The organism is Mucilaginibacter sp. (assembly GCF_035492695.1).
GTDB lineage: Bacteria > Bacteroidota > Bacteroidia > Sphingobacteriales > Sphingobacteriaceae > Mucilaginibacter.
Genome location: NZ_DATJJC010000026.1, coordinates 185165 through 200806, shown reverse-complemented (window position 1 = coordinate 200806; position 15642 = coordinate 185165). Strand labels below are relative to the sequence as shown.

General features: G+C 44.7%; 19 protein-coding genes. 12 read left to right on the top strand and 7 right to left on the bottom strand.

All coding sequences use genetic code 11. From position 1 onward, the window contains the following. Positions 1 to 201: 201 nt before the first annotated feature. From VL525_RS15975 to VL525_RS15920, 12 genes are all read left to right on the top strand, one after another. Entirely contained in the window at positions 202 to 987 is a 786-nt protein-coding gene (locus VL525_RS15975) for an enoyl-CoA hydratase/isomerase family protein (protein ID WP_325388038.1), read from the top strand. 167 nt (positions 988 to 1154) lie between these two features. Further along, positions 1155 to 1757, top strand: a complete 603-nt coding sequence (locus tag VL525_RS15970) for a hypothetical protein (RefSeq protein ID WP_325388037.1) — start codon at positions 1155 to 1157, stop codon at positions 1755 to 1757. A 177-nt stretch (positions 1758 to 1934) separates the two neighbouring features. Continuing rightward, complete coding sequence (locus tag VL525_RS15965) at positions 1935 to 3359, top strand: sigma-54 dependent transcriptional regulator (protein ID WP_325388036.1); 1425 nt, start codon at positions 1935 to 1937, stop codon at positions 3357 to 3359. Between the two features lie 2 nt (positions 3360 to 3361). Next, positions 3362 to 3562, top strand: coding sequence for a hypothetical protein (locus VL525_RS15960; protein ID WP_325388035.1), 201 nt, complete (start codon positions 3362 to 3364; stop codon positions 3560 to 3562). Between the two features lie 93 nt (positions 3563 to 3655). Then, the gene (locus VL525_RS15955; protein WP_325388034.1) at positions 3656 to 4699 is read left to right on the top strand and encodes an AI-2E family transporter; all 1044 of its coding nucleotides are present in this window, start codon (positions 3656 to 3658) and stop codon (positions 4697 to 4699) included. Positions 4700 to 4856: 157 nt separating this feature from the next. Continuing rightward, positions 4857 to 5123 (top strand): YtxH domain-containing protein, encoded by a 267-nt coding sequence (locus VL525_RS15950; protein ID WP_325388033.1) that lies wholly within the window; start codon positions 4857 to 4859, stop codon positions 5121 to 5123. A 40-nt stretch (positions 5124 to 5163) separates the two neighbouring features. Next, positions 5164 to 5508, top strand: coding sequence for a phage holin family protein (locus VL525_RS15945; RefSeq protein WP_325388032.1), 345 nt, complete (start codon positions 5164 to 5166; stop codon positions 5506 to 5508). Then, positions 5508 to 5921: a hypothetical protein gene (locus tag VL525_RS15940; RefSeq protein ID WP_325388031.1), complete on the top strand. Its 414-nt coding sequence runs from the start codon at positions 5508 to 5510 to the stop codon at positions 5919 to 5921. The genes VL525_RS15945 and VL525_RS15940 overlap by 1 nt, the downstream gene beginning before the upstream one ends. An 87-nt stretch (positions 5922 to 6008) precedes the next feature. After that, a complete protein-coding gene (gene trmB, locus VL525_RS15935; protein ID WP_325388098.1) occupies positions 6009 to 6659 on the top strand; it encodes a tRNA (guanosine(46)-N7)-methyltransferase TrmB in 651 nt (216 codons plus the stop codon). 3 nt (positions 6660 to 6662) lie between these two features. Beyond that, a complete protein-coding gene (locus tag VL525_RS15930) occupies positions 6663 to 6995 on the top strand; it encodes an MGMT family protein (protein ID WP_325388030.1) in 333 nt (110 codons plus the stop codon). Between the two features lie 98 nt (positions 6996 to 7093). After that, a complete protein-coding gene (locus tag VL525_RS15925) occupies positions 7094 to 8752 on the top strand; it encodes a glutamine--tRNA ligase/YqeY domain fusion protein (RefSeq protein WP_325388029.1) in 1659 nt (552 codons plus the stop codon). Positions 8753 to 8852: 100 nt separating this feature from the next. Next, entirely contained in the window at positions 8853 to 9215 is a 363-nt protein-coding gene (locus VL525_RS15920) for a four helix bundle protein (protein ID WP_325388028.1), read from the top strand. 54 nt (positions 9216 to 9269) lie between these two features. On the opposite strand, the gene VL525_RS15915 is transcribed toward VL525_RS15920, so the two are convergent. The 7 genes from VL525_RS15915 to VL525_RS15885 all read right to left on the bottom strand — a co-directional run bounded on the left by VL525_RS15915 (position 9270) and on the right by VL525_RS15885 (position 15607). Further along, positions 9270 to 10097: an N-acetylmuramoyl-L-alanine amidase gene (locus VL525_RS15915; protein ID WP_325388027.1), complete on the bottom strand. Its 828-nt coding sequence runs from the start codon at positions 10095 to 10097 to the stop codon at positions 9270 to 9272. Positions 10098 to 10908: 811 nt separating this feature from the next. Further along, entirely contained in the window at positions 10909 to 11250 is a 342-nt protein-coding gene (locus VL525_RS15910) for a hypothetical protein (RefSeq protein WP_325388026.1), read from the bottom strand. Positions 11251 to 11570: 320 nt separating this feature from the next. After that, positions 11571 to 12788 carry a type II restriction endonuclease gene (locus VL525_RS15905; RefSeq protein WP_325388025.1) on the bottom strand — a complete coding sequence of 406 codons (1218 nt, stop codon included), beginning with the start codon at positions 12786 to 12788 and terminating at the stop codon, positions 11571 to 11573. Between the two features lies 1 nt (position 12789). Further along, the gene (gene dcm / locus VL525_RS15900; protein ID WP_325388024.1) at positions 12790 to 14022 is read right to left on the bottom strand and encodes a DNA (cytosine-5-)-methyltransferase; all 1233 of its coding nucleotides are present in this window, start codon (positions 14020 to 14022) and stop codon (positions 12790 to 12792) included. Then, a complete protein-coding gene (locus VL525_RS15895) occupies positions 14022 to 14252 on the bottom strand; it encodes a helix-turn-helix transcriptional regulator (protein ID WP_325388023.1) in 231 nt (76 codons plus the stop codon). The genes dcm and VL525_RS15895 overlap by 1 nt, the downstream gene beginning before the upstream one ends. Before the next feature lie 65 nt (positions 14253 to 14317). Then, on the bottom strand, positions 14318 to 14734 hold the full coding sequence (locus tag VL525_RS15890; protein ID WP_325388022.1) for a DNA mismatch endonuclease Vsr: 417 nt from the start codon (positions 14732 to 14734) through the stop codon (positions 14318 to 14320). Positions 14735 to 14914: 180 nt separating this feature from the next. Further along, entirely contained in the window at positions 14915 to 15607 is a 693-nt protein-coding gene (locus tag VL525_RS15885) for an OmpW/AlkL family protein (RefSeq protein ID WP_325388021.1), read from the bottom strand. Positions 15608 to 15642 lie beyond the last annotated feature (35 nt).

The following is a 15642-nucleotide window of genomic DNA, read 5'->3' as shown; positions in this document are numbered from 1 at the left end:
GTCGTCGGGGTGAGTCAACGGAGCGCGTTCATTATCGCCATTTTTCCTTAAGTTAATGACATTGGAGCCTGGCCTGTGGGCGGAAGGATTTTTTTGTCTTGATCTTTTGGTTACTTTTGGATCAAGCCAAAAGTAACAGCCCCCGCGGCAATTGAGCGGGGAGAAGTATCTCCTTGGCAAGTAATTCCAATCACGCATCCTATGTCCATGTTCGAAAACCTGCTTACCCATACCGATAACCGCATTCACCACATCATCATCAACCGCGCAGGCAAGATGAATGCGCTCAATCGCAATACCCTGGCCGAATTGCATACTGCACTTTATGATGCCTTAAATAGCGACCAGGTGGGTGGCATTATCATTACCGGCGCCGGTGAAAAGGCATTTGTGGCAGGTGCTGATATCGCCGAATTTGCTTCTTTCGATTCAGCAAAAGGCGAACAACTCGCGCGTCACGGGCATCGCACGGTTTTCAATATGATCGAAAACAGCAGCAAACCCATCATTGCTGCAATCAACGGTTTTGCTTTAGGCGGTGGATTAGAACTGGCTTTGGCTTGTCATATCCGCATAGCATCCAACAACGCCAAAATGGGCCTGCCTGAGGTAAGCCTGGGTTTGATACCTGGATACGGCGGTACGCAGCGCCTTGCCCGCCTGGTTGGCCGCGGCCGGGCGCTGGAAATGATACTGACCGGCGATATGATCCAGGCCGAAGATGCCCACGCCTATGGCCTGGTCAACCATGTAACGGCGCCCGAAGAACTATTGCCTGCCGCCGAAGCAATCATGAACCGTATACTTTCGCGGGCGCCGCTCGCGCTTGCGGCGGCCATCCAGGCGGTCAATGCATCAACCCAAAACAACGCCGACGGATTTGAGACAGAGATCGAAAAATTTGCCCAATCGTTCGATACCGAAGACTTCAAAGAAGGTGTTGCGGCGTTTCTTGAAAAACGAAAACCCAATTTTCAGGGTAAATAAGTCACTTTTTTTACAATAAACTGACTAATTTACATATTTGGTCAAAAATATCTCGTTGTTAATCAAGCGATTGAATAATCGTGACAATTGGATGAAACTGTGTGTTACTTTTCGTGCTTTACTTTGCCCTGTGTTTCAATAAACACATTAATAAAACACATAACAAAATGAAAAGTACATTCAAAATTTCAGCCCTCGTGCTCGCTTTTGCCGGATTGGCCTATGGCGCAAAAGCACAAACCAGTACCCCTGCTTCTTCGGCAAAAACTACAACTTCAAACGGAATTATATGGAGCGTTGGCGTAGATGCGGGTATTCCGACCGGAAACCTTTCAAATGCTTATAACTGGAACCTTGGCGGTTCGGTACAGGCCGATATCCCGGTTGTTCAAAACCAATTGTTTGTAACTGTTAATGCAGGCTACAACAACATCTTCGGTAAAAACAACATCGACGGAACCGGTCTGGATGCTACCAACATTCAATTGTTACCGGTAAAAGCAGGTTTGAAATATTTCCCTGTCAGCCACCTGTACATACAGGGCGAAGCCGGTGCTGCATTTGCTTTAAACAAATCGGACCTTGGTTTTGACAACAGCGCAGCATTCATTTACGCGCCACAGGTTGGTTATCAATTCCCTATTGGCGGCAAAAGCTTTATCGATGCCGGCGTACGTTTTGAAGGCAGCACCAAGTTTAACAGTACTATCGACGACAGCAAGGTAAACTTTGTTGCATTGCGCCTGGCTTATGCCTTTGGCACCAAGTAATTTTTCTACCATCAATTAAAGTGACGAAGGGCCTTAGCGGGCCCTTTTGTCGTTTTTTTATTCAAGAAATATAAAAATTAGCGCTATAATTAAAATTTACCCAAAAAATTAGCAAATTTGTGTGTAACTTGACGTAGCAGTAATACGTTTACCTGTCAAAATTAGCTAATACCTGTTATGAAGAAAATTCTCATCATTGATGATGAAGTTAATGTCGCGTTGTTACTGTCAAAGTTTTTGACGCGGAACGGTTTTGACGTCGCTACAGCTGCCACTGGTTCAAGTGGTCTCGAATTACTAAAAAATGGTTCTTTCGACCTTGTCCTTTGCGATTTCCGGCTGGAGGATACCGACGGCCGCGAGATGCTAAAGACCATCAAAACCCAGTATCCCAAAACAGGTGTTATTATTATCACGGGCTATTCGGATATTAAAATGGCCGTTGAACTGATAAAGATGGGCGCTTACGATTATATCACTAAGCCGCTTTATCCCGATGAGATACTCAATACGATCAACAAGGCCTTTGAAACCCACCATGCGCTGGTGGATGATCCGGAGCCTGCCATCAATGTTACCAAGCCTACAAACGGCAAAAAACCACACTTGCCCAATAGCGAATTTGTTGTAGGCACAAGTAAGGCTGCTAAAGAGCTTGCCCGCCAGATAGAGCTGGTTGCCCCAACAAATTACAGCGTAATTATTTTGGGCGAAAGCGGTACCGGTAAAGAATCGGCTGCAAAAAATATACACCTGCATAGCCAGCGTGCTAACATGCCTTTTATCGCCATGGACTGCGGTTCGTTAACCAAAGAACTGGCCGCGAGTGAATTTTTTGGGCACGAAAAAGGGTCTTTTACAGGAGCATTGTATACCAAGATAGGCCACTTTGAGATGGCCAATGGCGGTACCCTGTTTTTGGACGAAGTAGGTAACCTCTCGTACGATATACAGGCGGCTTTGCTGCGTACCGTGCAGGAAAGAAAAGTAAAACGCATAGGAAGCACTAAGGAGATAGACCTGGATGTGCGCATTATTATAGCCACTAACGAAAACCTGCAGGATGGGATTTCGAAAGGGCGTTTCCGCGAAGACCTGTACCATAGGTTTAACGAATTTACTATTTATATGCCTGCGCTGCGCGAACTTGGCGGAGATATTATGCTGCTGGCCAATCACTTTTTACAGATAGCCAATGCCGAACTGGGCCGCAACGTAAGCTCATTCTCACCCGAAGTGGAGGAGTGTTTTATGAACTACCGCTGGGCGGGCAATATCCGCGAATTAAAGAACGTGGTGCGCCGCGCCACTTTGATAGCCGAAGGCGATGTGATACCGCTGAAGGCCCTCCCGCTGGAGATATCAAATTTCAGGGCATCGGCGCCGGTGTTTGAATCGGTAACAGTTTTATCTGAGCCCGAACAAGCTGCTGCAAAAGAAAGCAGGCACGACCTGAAAAATGCCGCACAGGAAGCCGAATATGATACCATACTAAAAGTGCTGCGCGAAGTAAACTTTAACAAAACTAAAGCTGCCGAAATTTTAAATATCGACCGGAAAACTCTTTACAATAAAATGAAAGCTATTAACTTAGGCAAGTAATTATGGAAGAGCCAGAAAAAGACGGCGATAACACACGAAGGGTAAGGCACGATATCCGCAACCAGCTTTCAAACATCAACTTATCGGTTGAGCAGCTGAAATATGAAGTGCCGGATGACGCGACCTCAGATGTTGCTTTTTACATCAACACCATCGCCATGAGCTGCGCAAAGATCAATTTGCTGCTCGACGAGCTTGACTAGTCATAAAAAGGTAAAGCATTTTAATTGAGGCGCTAAAAAACATTTTAGTGCTTTTTTGTTTATAGGTTTGTACTTATTGCAATAAATCCCTCAATGTCTATTTTCAACCATAAACAGCGTAACAATATCATACTTGCCAGTATAATTATTTTGGCTTGTTTCCTGCTGTATGCGTTGAGCGGGTTGTTCAGTTCCATATTGGGGGCCATTATACTATTTACCCTGTTCAGGCCGGTATACATTGGGCTTGCCGAAAAACGCGGATGGAACAAAACACTGGTAGCATTGCTGATCATATTTATCTCGCTCATCGTCATCGTCATCCCATTCCTGGCGCTCAGTATCATGGTTATTCAGAAAATATCGGGCATCAGCAAAGAGTCGCTCCCAATACAGGACTGGATATACAAGATCGATATCTTTTCGAGCCAGCACCTTAACCAGCCAAAACTTGCAGAAAATACGCTGCAAAAGGCAAGTGAGTATATAGCCCAGCTTTTCCCGTCCATCCTCAGTAGCGCGGTCAATATCATCATCACCCTGCTGGTTATGTATTTTCTGCTGTATTTTATGTTCACACAAATACGCGAGTTTGAAAAAGGGGTACTCAAATTTGCTCCGTTTCGCGAGCAGCACGCGCTAAAGTTTGCCGAAACACTGCATAATGCCACCTATAGTAATGTGCTTGGGCAGGGCATTATCGCCTTTGTGCAGGGCACCTTGCTGGCTATGGGCTTTTATGCCTTCGGCATTCCCGATCCCATATTTTGGGGGGTAATAGGCATGTTCATCTCTTTTTTGCCGGTGGTAGGCGCGCCCACGCTAACCATCCCGGCCAGTATTATCCTTTTTGCGAACGATCATACGATGAAAGGAATATTTCTGCTGGCATACGGGCTGCTTTTTATAGGTAACGTGGACAATGTATTACGAATGATCATCAATAAGAGGGTCGGTAACACCCATCCCCTGATTACGGTGATAGGTGTATTTATCGGCATTCCGCTTTTTGGTATTTTGGGGTTGGTTTTCGGGCCGTTGCTTTTGTCGTATTTCCTGCTTTTGGTTGAAATATACGAGACCAACCGGATGGCAGCCGAAAGGTTGGACCGCATCAGGACAAACATGGACAATTAGCCTAAATAGAATATTTTTTGCCCACACAAATGAAAATGCCGATATTGATACGATCAATTATAATTAACCGGATACCTGACTAAAAGTCTGTTTATAAATAATTGGCAGGGTTTTTAACCGTTATATATTAAAATGTTCAACTTAAAAATATAATAATATGAGTGACAACTCGAAAGTAGTAGTTGCATTGCTTGCAGGGCTAGCAGCAGGAGCAGCATTAGGGATATTATTCGCGCCTGAAAAAGGTACCGAAACGAGGGATAAACTTACCGATTCGTTAAAGAAATTGGGTGATTCGATAAGAGAGACCGCCGCAAGCGAGATAGACAACCTGGTGGGATTTAAGGATAAAGTGGTTGATAATATCAAAAGCAAGATAAAATCGGCCGACGAAGAATACCAGGACGACCTGGAACATGCATAAATAATTAGTCCCGGTTATACCCGGGACTATACAACGACTTATGGAAGAAGAACAAAAAGAACCTGCTGCGCCGCCTATTATCGATCAACTGAAAGAATATGCGGAGACGCAAATAAAGCTTGCGAAATATGAGGCCATCGAGAAGGGATCGAAAATGCTCGGTGGCTTTGTGGTGGATTTTATTGTGAGTGTTTGTTTTGTTCTTACATTTCTTTTTGTGAGCCTTGCTATAGCTTTTGCGCTCTCCAGCCTGCTTAATTCGTACTGGGCCGGGTTCGGGTGCATGGCCGCCATCTACCTTATCATCGCTTTGATCATGATGAACAGGAAAGACAAGCTAAAGCCGAAGCTTACGGATATGTTCATTAAAAACTTCTTCAAATAATGGCTGACGTGATTATAAATAATGTGGATGATCTGCGGGCCGAAATAGCGCGTCTTAAAATCATAAAGCAGGAGCAGGGCGATGCCCTGGCCGAGCGGTTTAATTCGCCGATAGCGGCGCTTGCTACCCTATATTCCGCCTTCCCCAACAAGCGTGGTGGCAAAAACGACCTGTTTCAGCAGGATTTCGTGTCGGTAATATCCAGGATATTACTGCCCCTTATGCTGAACAAAACCATCTTCCGTAACTCGGGATTCCTGGTTAAAACGCTGGTAAGCCTGGTGTCCCAAAAAGCTTCCCGATTTATAAATGAAGATAGTGTTGCCGGTTTATGGGATAAAGTAAAAACGCTGTTCGAAAAAAAAGACAGGCAATCAGACTACGGCATTCCGCCTGAAAGTGAAGCGTCCTGAGTTAAAAGCTAAAAGACCAAAGCAAAAAGCTTTTTGTTCCTTCCTGTAGAAGCTTTGGGCTTTCCGCTTAATGCTTACTTTTGCGGCGTGGGAAAAGATAAATTAAAACGTTTTGCCGAGGTAGCTACATTTAGCAACGTAGTGCAGCTGGACGCCGGTATACCCTATAAAGGTGTGTGGGCCAGCGATTTTTTTAAAAATGCCAACCCGGTAGTTCTCGAACTGGCTTGCGGAAAAGGTGAATACACCGTTAACCTGGCCCGGCTTTTCCCTCAAAAGAATTTTATAGGTATCGACTACAAAGGTAACCGTATATGGCGTGGCGCTAAGGATGCGTTGGAAGAAGGGGTAAACAACGTTGGTTTCCTGCGGATACAGATAGAAACGCTGCTGGACTATTTCGCCATAGGCGAGGTGGATGAGATATGGATCACCTTTCCCGACCCGCAGCCGCAGTTAAGCCGCGAAAAAAAGCGGTTAACATCGCCGCGATTTTTGGAAAAATATAAGCAGGTGCTAAAGTCGGGCGGTTTTATGAACCTGAAAACGGATAATGACGGTCTGCATGCCTACACTGCCGAAAAGATAAAGGAGCATGGGCTGAAACTCCATATCAGTACCGAAAACCTTTACCATTCGGAATTTGCCGATGATGTGCTTTCCATCAAAACTTATTACGAACGGAAATATTTGAAGGATAACAAGAACATTAATTACCTTAAGTTTTCATTTGAATAGCCAATGCCTGACTATAATTTCTATGATTCGGTTTACCAGGTCGTTCGGTTAATTCCACCGGGCAGGGTCACTTCTTACGGGGCCATTGCCAGCTATTTAGGTACAAAGGGTTCGTCGCGCATGGTGGGTTATGCCATGCAGGCCTGTGGTAATGCCAATCCGCCAGTGCCGGCTCACCGGGTAGTTAACAGGCAGGGTTTACTGACCGCTAAATTTCATTTCGGCGGCGACCGTATGGCTGAAATGTTGCGCAGCGAAGGCATTGAGGTTGATGGCGACCAGGTACAGGATTTTAAAAAAGTATTTTGGGACCCGGCAATAGAGCTGGCGATGTAACCATATCCCTTTTCTCAAAGCAGAGGGGGGCTATAAAAACCCATCCAAATTTCCTATTTTTACCACTTTCCCGCCTGCGGCAGGCAGGCATTACTATCATGAGCGAAGAGCGGTCGTTAAATTTTATAGAAGAGATTGTTGAAGAAGATATCAGCACCGGCAAGTACGGCGGCCGGGTTTTGACCCGTTTCCCCCCCGAACCTAACGGATACCTCCATATCGGTCATGCTAAATCCATCTGCCTCAATTTTGGTTTAGCGCTTGAATATGGCGGCAAAACCAACCTGCGGTTCGACGATACCAACCCGGTAAAGGAGGATGTGGAATACGTTGACAGTATTAAGGAAGATGTAAAATGGCTGGGTTTTGAGTGGGCCGATGAGCTGTATGCTTCTGATTATTTTGAGCAGCTATATGATTTTGCTGTTTCGCTTATCAAAAAAGGACTTGCTTATGTGGACGATAGCACTGCCGAAGAAATAGCCGCCCAGAAAGGCACGCCTACCGAACCGGGAAAAGGTAACGAATACCGCAACCGCAGTGTGGAGGAAAACCTGCGCCTGTTTGCCGAAATGAGGGCCGGCAAATACCCTGATGGCGCTAAAGTGCTTCGGGCAAAGATCGACCTGGCGTCGCCGAACATGCACCTGCGCGACCCGCTGATGTACCGCATCAAACACGCGCATCACCACCGCACGGGTGACAAATGGTGCATATACCCGATGTACGACTTCGCTCATGGCGAGTCGGACGCGATCGAACATATCACCCATTCCATCTGCACGCTCGAGTTTATCCCGCACAGGCCCCTGTACGATTGGTTCATCGAAAAACTGGATATTTTCCCGTCCAAACAATACGAATTTGCCCGCCTCAACCTCAACTATACCGTGATGAGCAAGCGCAAGCTGCTGCAACTGGTTACCGAGGGCCATGTTGACGGCTGGGACGACCCCCGCATGCCGACTATCAGCGGGTTACGACGCCGGGGTTATACACCTGCTTCGATACGCGACTTTTGCGAGCGCATCGGCGTGGCCAAACGCGAGAATATGATCGAAATGGCGCTTTTGGAGTCCTGCATCCGCGAGGACCTGAATAAAACCGCCTGGCGCCGCATGGCTGTGCTCGACCCGATAAAACTGATCATTACCGACTATCCCGAAGGCAAAACCGAAACTTTCGTGGGCGAGAACAACCCCGAAGCAGAAGGTGGCGAAGGCACCCGCGAACTGCCGTTTAGCCGCGAGCTGTGGATAGAGCGTGAGGACTTTATGGAAGAGCCGCCGAAGAAGTTCTTCCGCCTGGCGGTAGGCAATATGGTAAGGCTGAAGAGTGCCTACATTGTTAAATGCGAAGGTTTCACCAAAGATGCTGACGGCAATGTTACTGAGGTGCATTGCACACACGTGCCTAACTCGCTTTCGGGTAACGATACCAGCGGCATCAATGTAAAGGGCACCATCCATTGGGTGAGTGTACCACACGCTAAAACCGCCGAGGTGCGCCTGTACGACCGCCTTTTCCGGGTGGAGGATCCTTCTAACGAGGATGGCGACTTTAAGGAATACATCAACCCCGATAGCTTACAAATACTGCCCAATGCTTATATCGAGCCCGACCTGGCCTCGGCTGTACCCGGCAAAGGCTACCAGTTTATACGCAAAGGCTATTTTACACTCGATAAATTCTCCACGCCGGAAAAGTTGATATTCAACCGGACGGTGACCTTGAAGGATGGTTGGGTGAAGAAATAGTTCGGTGAATGGTCAATAGTGAATGGTGAATTTTTGATTGCCCTTAATTGACAGTTGACCCTTAACTATTGACTACTTATCTTGTGTAAAAATTTACAATATGTTTTTACACCTAAATCATCAAAAATTAGAAGTATACGCCATCCCAAGGCATTTTGTTAAAGAATGCTATTTCACAAGTAATCAATTCCCGCCAGACGAAAAATACGCATTGACACAACAGATAAGGCGCGCTGCATTATCTGTGCATTTGAATATTGCGGAAGGAAGCTCTCGAAAATCAGAAGCGGAACGCAAACGATTTTATGAAATAGCCAGAGGGTCAATTATTGAGGTAGACGCTGCATTGGACATAGCCTGCGATCTTAATTATTGCACATCCGATAGTTTGCAATCTTTAGGCTCGGTTTTGGTTACTTGTTTTAAGTGCTTAAGCGGCCTCATCAATTCTACTACAACCTAATCATTTCACTGTCCCCCACCTTTCATTCACCATTGACTATTCACCATTCACCACCTAATATTTTTGCTCCACATTATACAGCACATTCAAATCCAGCTGACTTAAAGTTGGGCTGCTGTCCTTCTGCACAAAATGGCGTTTAAAGGCCACAATGGCCGCGTTCAGGTTAGATGTATCGTAGCCTATCAGGCGCAGGGCTGTGGCATAGTCGAAGTTCTCCGGCGCAAGTTCCAGCACATCGTCGCTCCAGTAGCCAAAGCCGTGAGCAGCCATCACCTGCCACGGAAAATAGGGTCCCGGGTCGGGTTTGCGCAGGGGTGCTATATCCTGGTGACCGATAAAATTGGCCCGCGGAATATTGTACGTCTTTTTCAGATATCCCAGCAGCGCCACCAGGCTCTTCACCTGCGCATCGGTATAAGGCTCGCTGCCATTGTTGTCGATCTCGATGCCTACCGAGCAACTGTTCATGTCGGTAACGCTGCCCCATTTGCTGATGCCCGCCTGCCAGGCCCGCAGGTAATCGTTCAGCATGTGGTACACCTTGCCGTCCTTGGCCACCACATAATGGGCGCTCACCTGCGTTTTTACGATGGTAAACGTCTTCAGCGTTTGCTGTATGCTGTCCTGCGCCGTAAAATGGATGATCACATAATTGGGCTTGCGCATGTTAAAGTTCACCGTCCCTACAAAGTCCGACGGCACCACGGCACCCGTGCTGTCCGTCAGCGCAACCGGCCGGGCCAGTTCTATCACCTTTGCTATCGAATCCGACTGGCGCCTGTACACCTTATTCGTCAGCGCGTAGGGGCCTTTGGGCGAACAGCCTGTTAGAAGGATAAAGGCGAAAGGTAAAAGGCGAAAGGTGGCAGACTTCTTCATAGCAAAGGCTAAGGTAGATAAATGAGAAGCAACCGCAAAGAATCAATAGCCAGGACTTTCAGAGTCAATCTTAGTTCTTGATTCTACCACATCCAACCAATGCCCAATGCCTAATGACTGTTGCCAGGTGCCAACTCCCTAATTCCCGACACACTAAGTGTTCACGTCACCGCCCTTTGCCAAGCCGATTCTCGCGTAAGTAGCTCATTATTAAACAACTAACAAAGTGGAAACTGCAAAAAGTGCCCTATTTTTAACATTTCCGTGAACACCTGCTTTATTTTTATGCTGTAAATCAGGTAGTTGACATGTTCACGGCATGCCTGTTTTCCGACCGGTTTTTCGCACCTAAATCCCGGAAAAACAAGAATAGGCCAAAAAAGGCCGAAAATAGCTCAAAAGCGACCGTTATTGTCATCCTGCCGCCGCCTGCGCCTTACTCCTCCGGTGGTCATACGTGGAAAAACGATATAAACTGAACAGATGTTTCTTTAAAACGGATACACTAAGGTACGCGACCCATTTACTGTTAAATGGTTCCGGGTGTTTTAACGGTATTTTCAGGAGGGTTTCACGGGGTGGGTGGATGATTTGGGCGTTACCCTCCCCTTGTCACCCCGAGCCCGTCGAAGGGTCGGGTCAGGCTTTCCGTTACAAGTCCTCGCTGCGCTGTGGGCTTTTCACTCCAATCCTTAACGCTGCCTGCCCACAAGTGTCATTGCGGGAAAGAACGACGAAGCAACCCCGTCGCGTTTCAAAATTAGGGCGGTGTTGGTGTTGTCAAGAGACTATGTACGTGTTAGATCACAGCTTATTTAAAAAAAATATCAAGCAGTTTTACGACCAAACCGCCAAGTATAGCTCCTATCACCAATAGTATACCAGTAAACCATTTATCTTTTCGTCGTTCTTCCTGCCGTTGAAAATAGTCTAACTCCCTTTCCTTAGCACTTTCTTGCCTGTCAATTTCTCTTTGTTTCTTGAGCGTTGATTCTAAATCTTTAACTCGCTTAGTCAAATCAACTTGAAGTTTAATGGAAATTTCTTCACGTTCAATCTTTTCTTTCCTGTCTACGTCGTCTCTGACCTGTTGGGAAGAATTGTAAAGAATCGATTCGCGCCGTTTAGGCAATATGTCATCGATTAATCCCATAGCGTTAATTTTTATGTTTCGGCTTTAGTTCAGCTTCTTGCTTTTTAGGTGCAACCGCTCCAGTCGCTTTAGGCGATACGGATACCTTAATGAGGTTATGGAATAGCTGTGATGCTTCTTTTAGGGTCTTTTCGGCTGGCATATTCGAATTTACTTAAAAAAGTGCTAATCGCTACCGCAAGCTTGCAGCTTTTGGTTCTTTTAATGTCAGTTTTCAACTGACGAAAGCTGAAAGCTTTCCCTATTACAACCACGAGTTACGCTACGCTAAACTCGCGGGAGCGGTGTAATGGGAAATGCTGATTCGTTAGGCTAAATGCCTATATCATCGCTTGCTTACTTGCTACGTGTTTTATAAAATCTGATAGACTTATTATATTTTTCTGTTGATCAGCGGTATATGTCGGAATTATGGGTGTTGGTATCACCAATTGAACATTCCTCGCAATCATTTCATTTGTCTGATTTTTACTAATTGAAGGCTCCAACGTTATTAAGTTCTTGTTTGGGATTTTATCTGCTTCTGGTAATATTTGCCTCCAACGATCTTTAGCTGTCGTTTTTAAACCGAGCATCGATAACAATCCGACATTAAAATTGACGTTATGATAATCTTCAATGCTTGGAAAAATAAAGTCAGGTTTATTATTCCGTTCGGAAACCTTACCATTTGAATAACGAATTTGATTTTCACTAAATATGGTGGCCAAATTATTTTCGAATGCAGCTCCAGCTCTTGCTTTTCGTCTATTTTGTACGCCCAGTGAATAACTAATAAATAAATCTACATCTAAGCCATCGGCACCAAATCCATCACCAAGTTGTTTTTTAACCTGAATACTTTCTATTGCTTTAAAAAATAGCATCTCTCGTTCCATCCAAGCCACAAGGGTTTTATCAGGCTCTTCAACAGGAGATACACCTGTTACAGTTGATCTTGCATATTTCGAGAACTCTTTTGTAGAAGGAAATATTCCTTTGAAAACCTTAAGTAACTCTTCTATCAAATCAGTTCGTACGACTTCAGTTTCGAAGCCCAAAGACGAAATGATATACTTCGCTGAGAACCCTAGCTCCGTAGTTTCGTGTGATAGGTCTTTAACAATAAATTTATTCTTTACTTCCTGCAGATCAAATAACCATAGTAATTGCTTTTCCGCAGTAGAATCTTGTTTAGCAATTATTGCTATTAATTCATTGGTTAAGGTTTTGCCGATTATTATTAAGTCTCCTACCTCGGCAGAATTTATTGCATCATTTGTTTGATAGTAAAGCCGATGTTCTGGTCCTCTATGGTCGACGTTCTCTCTGGAATCGTACCATGTGAATGAAATCTCATTATAAACTGCATCATCTTCATCATCACTTAAATAAATGAACTTACCATTGAAACTGGTCCTGGCCTCCCCCAAAAAATTCCTTACGGCTACAGTCCCATTTATTTCGTGCTGATTAGATTTCCCTTTCGGTTTTATCTCTACCAATTTTAATCTTTTAGCAGTTACGCCAGTAAAATATTTTGAAAGGGAGTTTGCCATTTTATTTTTGATAAGTCGTCAATATGTCGGCAATTTCTGCCCCTACAGCTTGTATCAAAGGCGTTACGACAGAGTTTCCAAACTGCTTATATGCCTGATTATCAGAAACCGGAATTCTAAAACTCTTTCTTCCCTTATTTACCGGATAGCCTTGTAATGCCGCCGCCTCGTCTGGTGTTAATCTTCTCGGTGCCGAGCCATTTTGTGGGATAAGTATTTCCGCACCATCTTTATAATAACGGGCGCTCATTGTCCTGCTTATGCCTTCAAGATTTACCAATCCAAAACCAAATCCGTTGCCTTTTTCTTTGTGTTTTTTTGCATAATTTTGAAGGTAATTCCAAAGATGATCTGACAAGGTGTATTTCGGATCAACTTCTTTTTTTAGTATGGATTTGATTTGATGATTGGCTTCGGGTAGCTTTACTAAGTCAAAATCAAATTTCATATTTTCTCCGAAGACCTGTTTGTCAAAGCCAACAATGATTGTCCTTTCTCTATGCTGAGGAACAAAATGCTTCCCATTTAATACTCGATAATCAAAGGAATACCCTAATTCCAATAAAGTCTCTTTAATGATTCTAAATGTGTTGCCCTTATCATGAGATACCAGATTCTTCACATTTTCAAGGAAAAATGCTTTTGGACGGTGTTGCTGAATAATTTCAGCAACATGGAAAAACAAATTACCCTGTTTTTCATCTTCGAAGCCATGTTTCCTGCCAAGACTATTTTTCTTTGAAACACCAGCTATTGAAAACGGTTGACATGGGAACCCACCACATAGGATATCAAACTTTTTGGGTATGAATGCCTTTACCTCATCTTTAGTAATATCGCCAAATGGCGTTTCACCATAATTTGCGAAATAGGTTTTCTGAGCATATTTGTCATATTCAGAAGTATAAACACATAAGCCTCCCAGGTTTTGCAGGGCTAGTCTAAAGCCACCGATGCCAGCAAATAAATCTATAAAGGTAAATTTCTCTGTACCTGGTTTGGGCCCTGGAAAAGGGATGTCTGTCGCCTCAAATAGTTCTTTTTGTACCGCTTGATATAAGACTTCAGGTTCATTGAATGTGCTTGAACTATTTTCTACAATTTCATAAGCACGCTCCTTATATATCGGGTTTTTGGTAACCACATAATGCGATAAAATGGCTGAATCAAACTCATCCGGAACGATAGATGTTTTGGCTTTTGACGCTCTAGCTTTTAATGTTAAGGTCTCCATCAGCTGATTCCTCCATTAAATGCTTCGCTATTGAAGAAGTCCCGTATAGTTACTTCGAGAGCATAGATTATTTTCTCAAGATTAATCACAGAAACATTTCTTTTTCCGTTCTCAACCTCGTTTAAATAAGTCTTATCTACCTCTGCCTTAAAGGCTAATGCTTCCTGTGTGAGTTTTAAATTTGTGCGGTATTCCTTGATGCGCAGCCCAATTCTCTTACGAATATCCATAAGGGAAAGCTATCGCGTATTCGACTATAAGTCAATCGGATATAAGTTAACTTTATTAAAAGTTACTAACGGGGAAATGACGATGTTAATAAGGAAAGGGTCGCTTCAAGTTCAGTTTTTTTCAACTGGCATTCCCAAATTTTAATGATTTTCCAGCCAGCCTCGGTCAATGCTTTTTCGGCATTGGCATCATTGGAAATATTGGTGCCAATTTTATGCACCCACCATTCAGTTCGGGTTTTTGGTACCACGTAATATTTACACCCCGCATGCCCATGCCAAAAACACCCATGTATAAAAATCACGGTTTTGTATTTGGGCAACACAATGTCAGGTTTACCGGGCAGAGTTTTCAAATGCAGCCGGTAGCGGAAACCATTTTTATGCAGAAACTTGCGCACCAGCATTTCCGGCTTCGTATTCTTACTCCGTATCCGCGACATATTGTAACTGCGGGTTTCCTTACTGTGCACATCGGCCATAGGGCAAAGTTACGAATCTAATTGGCCTGTAATGCTCCCTAAACATGGCAGGCAGCCCTTACACGCGCACATTCCGGAAGCTTCAGTATGACAGCTTTTTTTACATAAAGGGACGGCGCTCCCCAATAAAAAACCCCGCCTTAAACGGGCGGGGCCTTAACATGAGGGGTAAAAAATTAGCTATTTAAACCTGTAGCCTACGCCAACACCCAGTAACCAGGGGTTAATTTTTACGGCGGCGGGAATATTAGCTAATACGGGTGCCAGTTCGGGGTTTTCGGCCGGTGTAAGGTTGGCGGCGTTAACGGTTACGTCGGTAGACAGGAATACCTTTTTAACGTCGACGTTGATGAACACTTTCTTGCTTACATCAAAGTCGAACCCGCCCTGTACGGCAAATGCAAATTTGTCTTTATAGCTTACCTTGCTTACGGTAGGGCCGTTATCGACACCGTAAAATATGGTGTAATTTACGCCGGCGCCCAGGTAGGGTTTAAACGCGGTACCGGTGGGCACATGGTATTGCAGGGTTAAGGTTGGCGGCAACAGCCATACCTTGCCCAGGTTTACATTGGCCGACGAAGGCCCCCCTATGGGCGAAAGATTGGAACCGACGGTGCTTACCGAATGCCGGGTAGTACCCAATATCAGTTCGGCCGAAAAGTTTTTGGCGAAAAACCAGGTAAAATCAAGCTCGGGGATAAAGGAATTGTTGATATTGACATTGCCGCCGATAACGCCGATGGTGGCGCTTTCCTGTGGTACAACGGCAACACCGCGAAGGCGTATGTCAAATTCGCCCTTATCTTGAGCGGCGCAGGTTAAACCGGTAAAAATTGATAATGCAAGTACGGATAAGAATAGCTTTTTCATGCGTGTTTTGTTTTAATTTATGGCGCAAAATTATC

Excerpts from the sequence above, each read along its gene's own strand:
- VL525_RS15975 (WP_325388038.1), top strand. The coding sequence starts at position 202 with ATGTCCATGTTCGAAAACCTGCTTACCCATACCGATAACCGCATTCAC.
- VL525_RS15970 (WP_325388037.1), top strand. The coding sequence starts at position 1,155 with ATGAAAAGTACATTCAAAATTTCAGCCCTCGTGCTCGCTTTTGCCGGA.
- VL525_RS15965 (WP_325388036.1), top strand. The coding sequence starts at position 1,935 with ATGAAGAAAATTCTCATCATTGATGATGAAGTTAATGTCGCGTTGTTA.
- VL525_RS15960 (WP_325388035.1), top strand. The coding sequence starts at position 3,362 with ATGGAAGAGCCAGAAAAAGACGGCGATAACACACGAAGGGTAAGGCAC.
- VL525_RS15955 (WP_325388034.1), top strand. The coding sequence starts at position 3,656 with ATGTCTATTTTCAACCATAAACAGCGTAACAATATCATACTTGCCAGT.
- VL525_RS15950 (WP_325388033.1), top strand. The coding sequence starts at position 4,857 with ATGAGTGACAACTCGAAAGTAGTAGTTGCATTGCTTGCAGGGCTAGCA.
- VL525_RS15945 (WP_325388032.1), top strand. The coding sequence starts at position 5,164 with ATGGAAGAAGAACAAAAAGAACCTGCTGCGCCGCCTATTATCGATCAA.
- VL525_RS15940 (WP_325388031.1), top strand. The coding sequence starts at position 5,508 with ATGGCTGACGTGATTATAAATAATGTGGATGATCTGCGGGCCGAAATA.
- VL525_RS15930 (WP_325388030.1), top strand. The coding sequence starts at position 6,663 with ATGCCTGACTATAATTTCTATGATTCGGTTTACCAGGTCGTTCGGTTA.
- VL525_RS15925 (WP_325388029.1), top strand. The coding sequence starts at position 7,094 with ATGAGCGAAGAGCGGTCGTTAAATTTTATAGAAGAGATTGTTGAAGAA.
- VL525_RS15920 (WP_325388028.1), top strand. The coding sequence starts at position 8,853 with ATGTTTTTACACCTAAATCATCAAAAATTAGAAGTATACGCCATCCCA.
- VL525_RS15915 (WP_325388027.1), bottom strand. The coding sequence starts at position 10,097 with ATGAAGAAGTCTGCCACCTTTCGCCTTTTACCTTTCGCCTTTATCCTT.
- VL525_RS15910 (WP_325388026.1), bottom strand. The coding sequence starts at position 11,250 with ATGGGATTAATCGATGACATATTGCCTAAACGGCGCGAATCGATTCTT.
- VL525_RS15905 (WP_325388025.1), bottom strand. The coding sequence starts at position 12,788 with ATGGCAAACTCCCTTTCAAAATATTTTACTGGCGTAACTGCTAAAAGA.
- dcm (WP_325388024.1), bottom strand. The coding sequence starts at position 14,022 with ATGGAGACCTTAACATTAAAAGCTAGAGCGTCAAAAGCCAAAACATCT.
- VL525_RS15895 (WP_325388023.1), bottom strand. The coding sequence starts at position 14,252 with ATGGATATTCGTAAGAGAATTGGGCTGCGCATCAAGGAATACCGCACA.
- VL525_RS15890 (WP_325388022.1), bottom strand. The coding sequence starts at position 14,734 with ATGGCCGATGTGCACAGTAAGGAAACCCGCAGTTACAATATGTCGCGG.
- VL525_RS15885 (WP_325388021.1), bottom strand. The coding sequence starts at position 15,607 with ATGAAAAAGCTATTCTTATCCGTACTTGCATTATCAATTTTTACCGGT.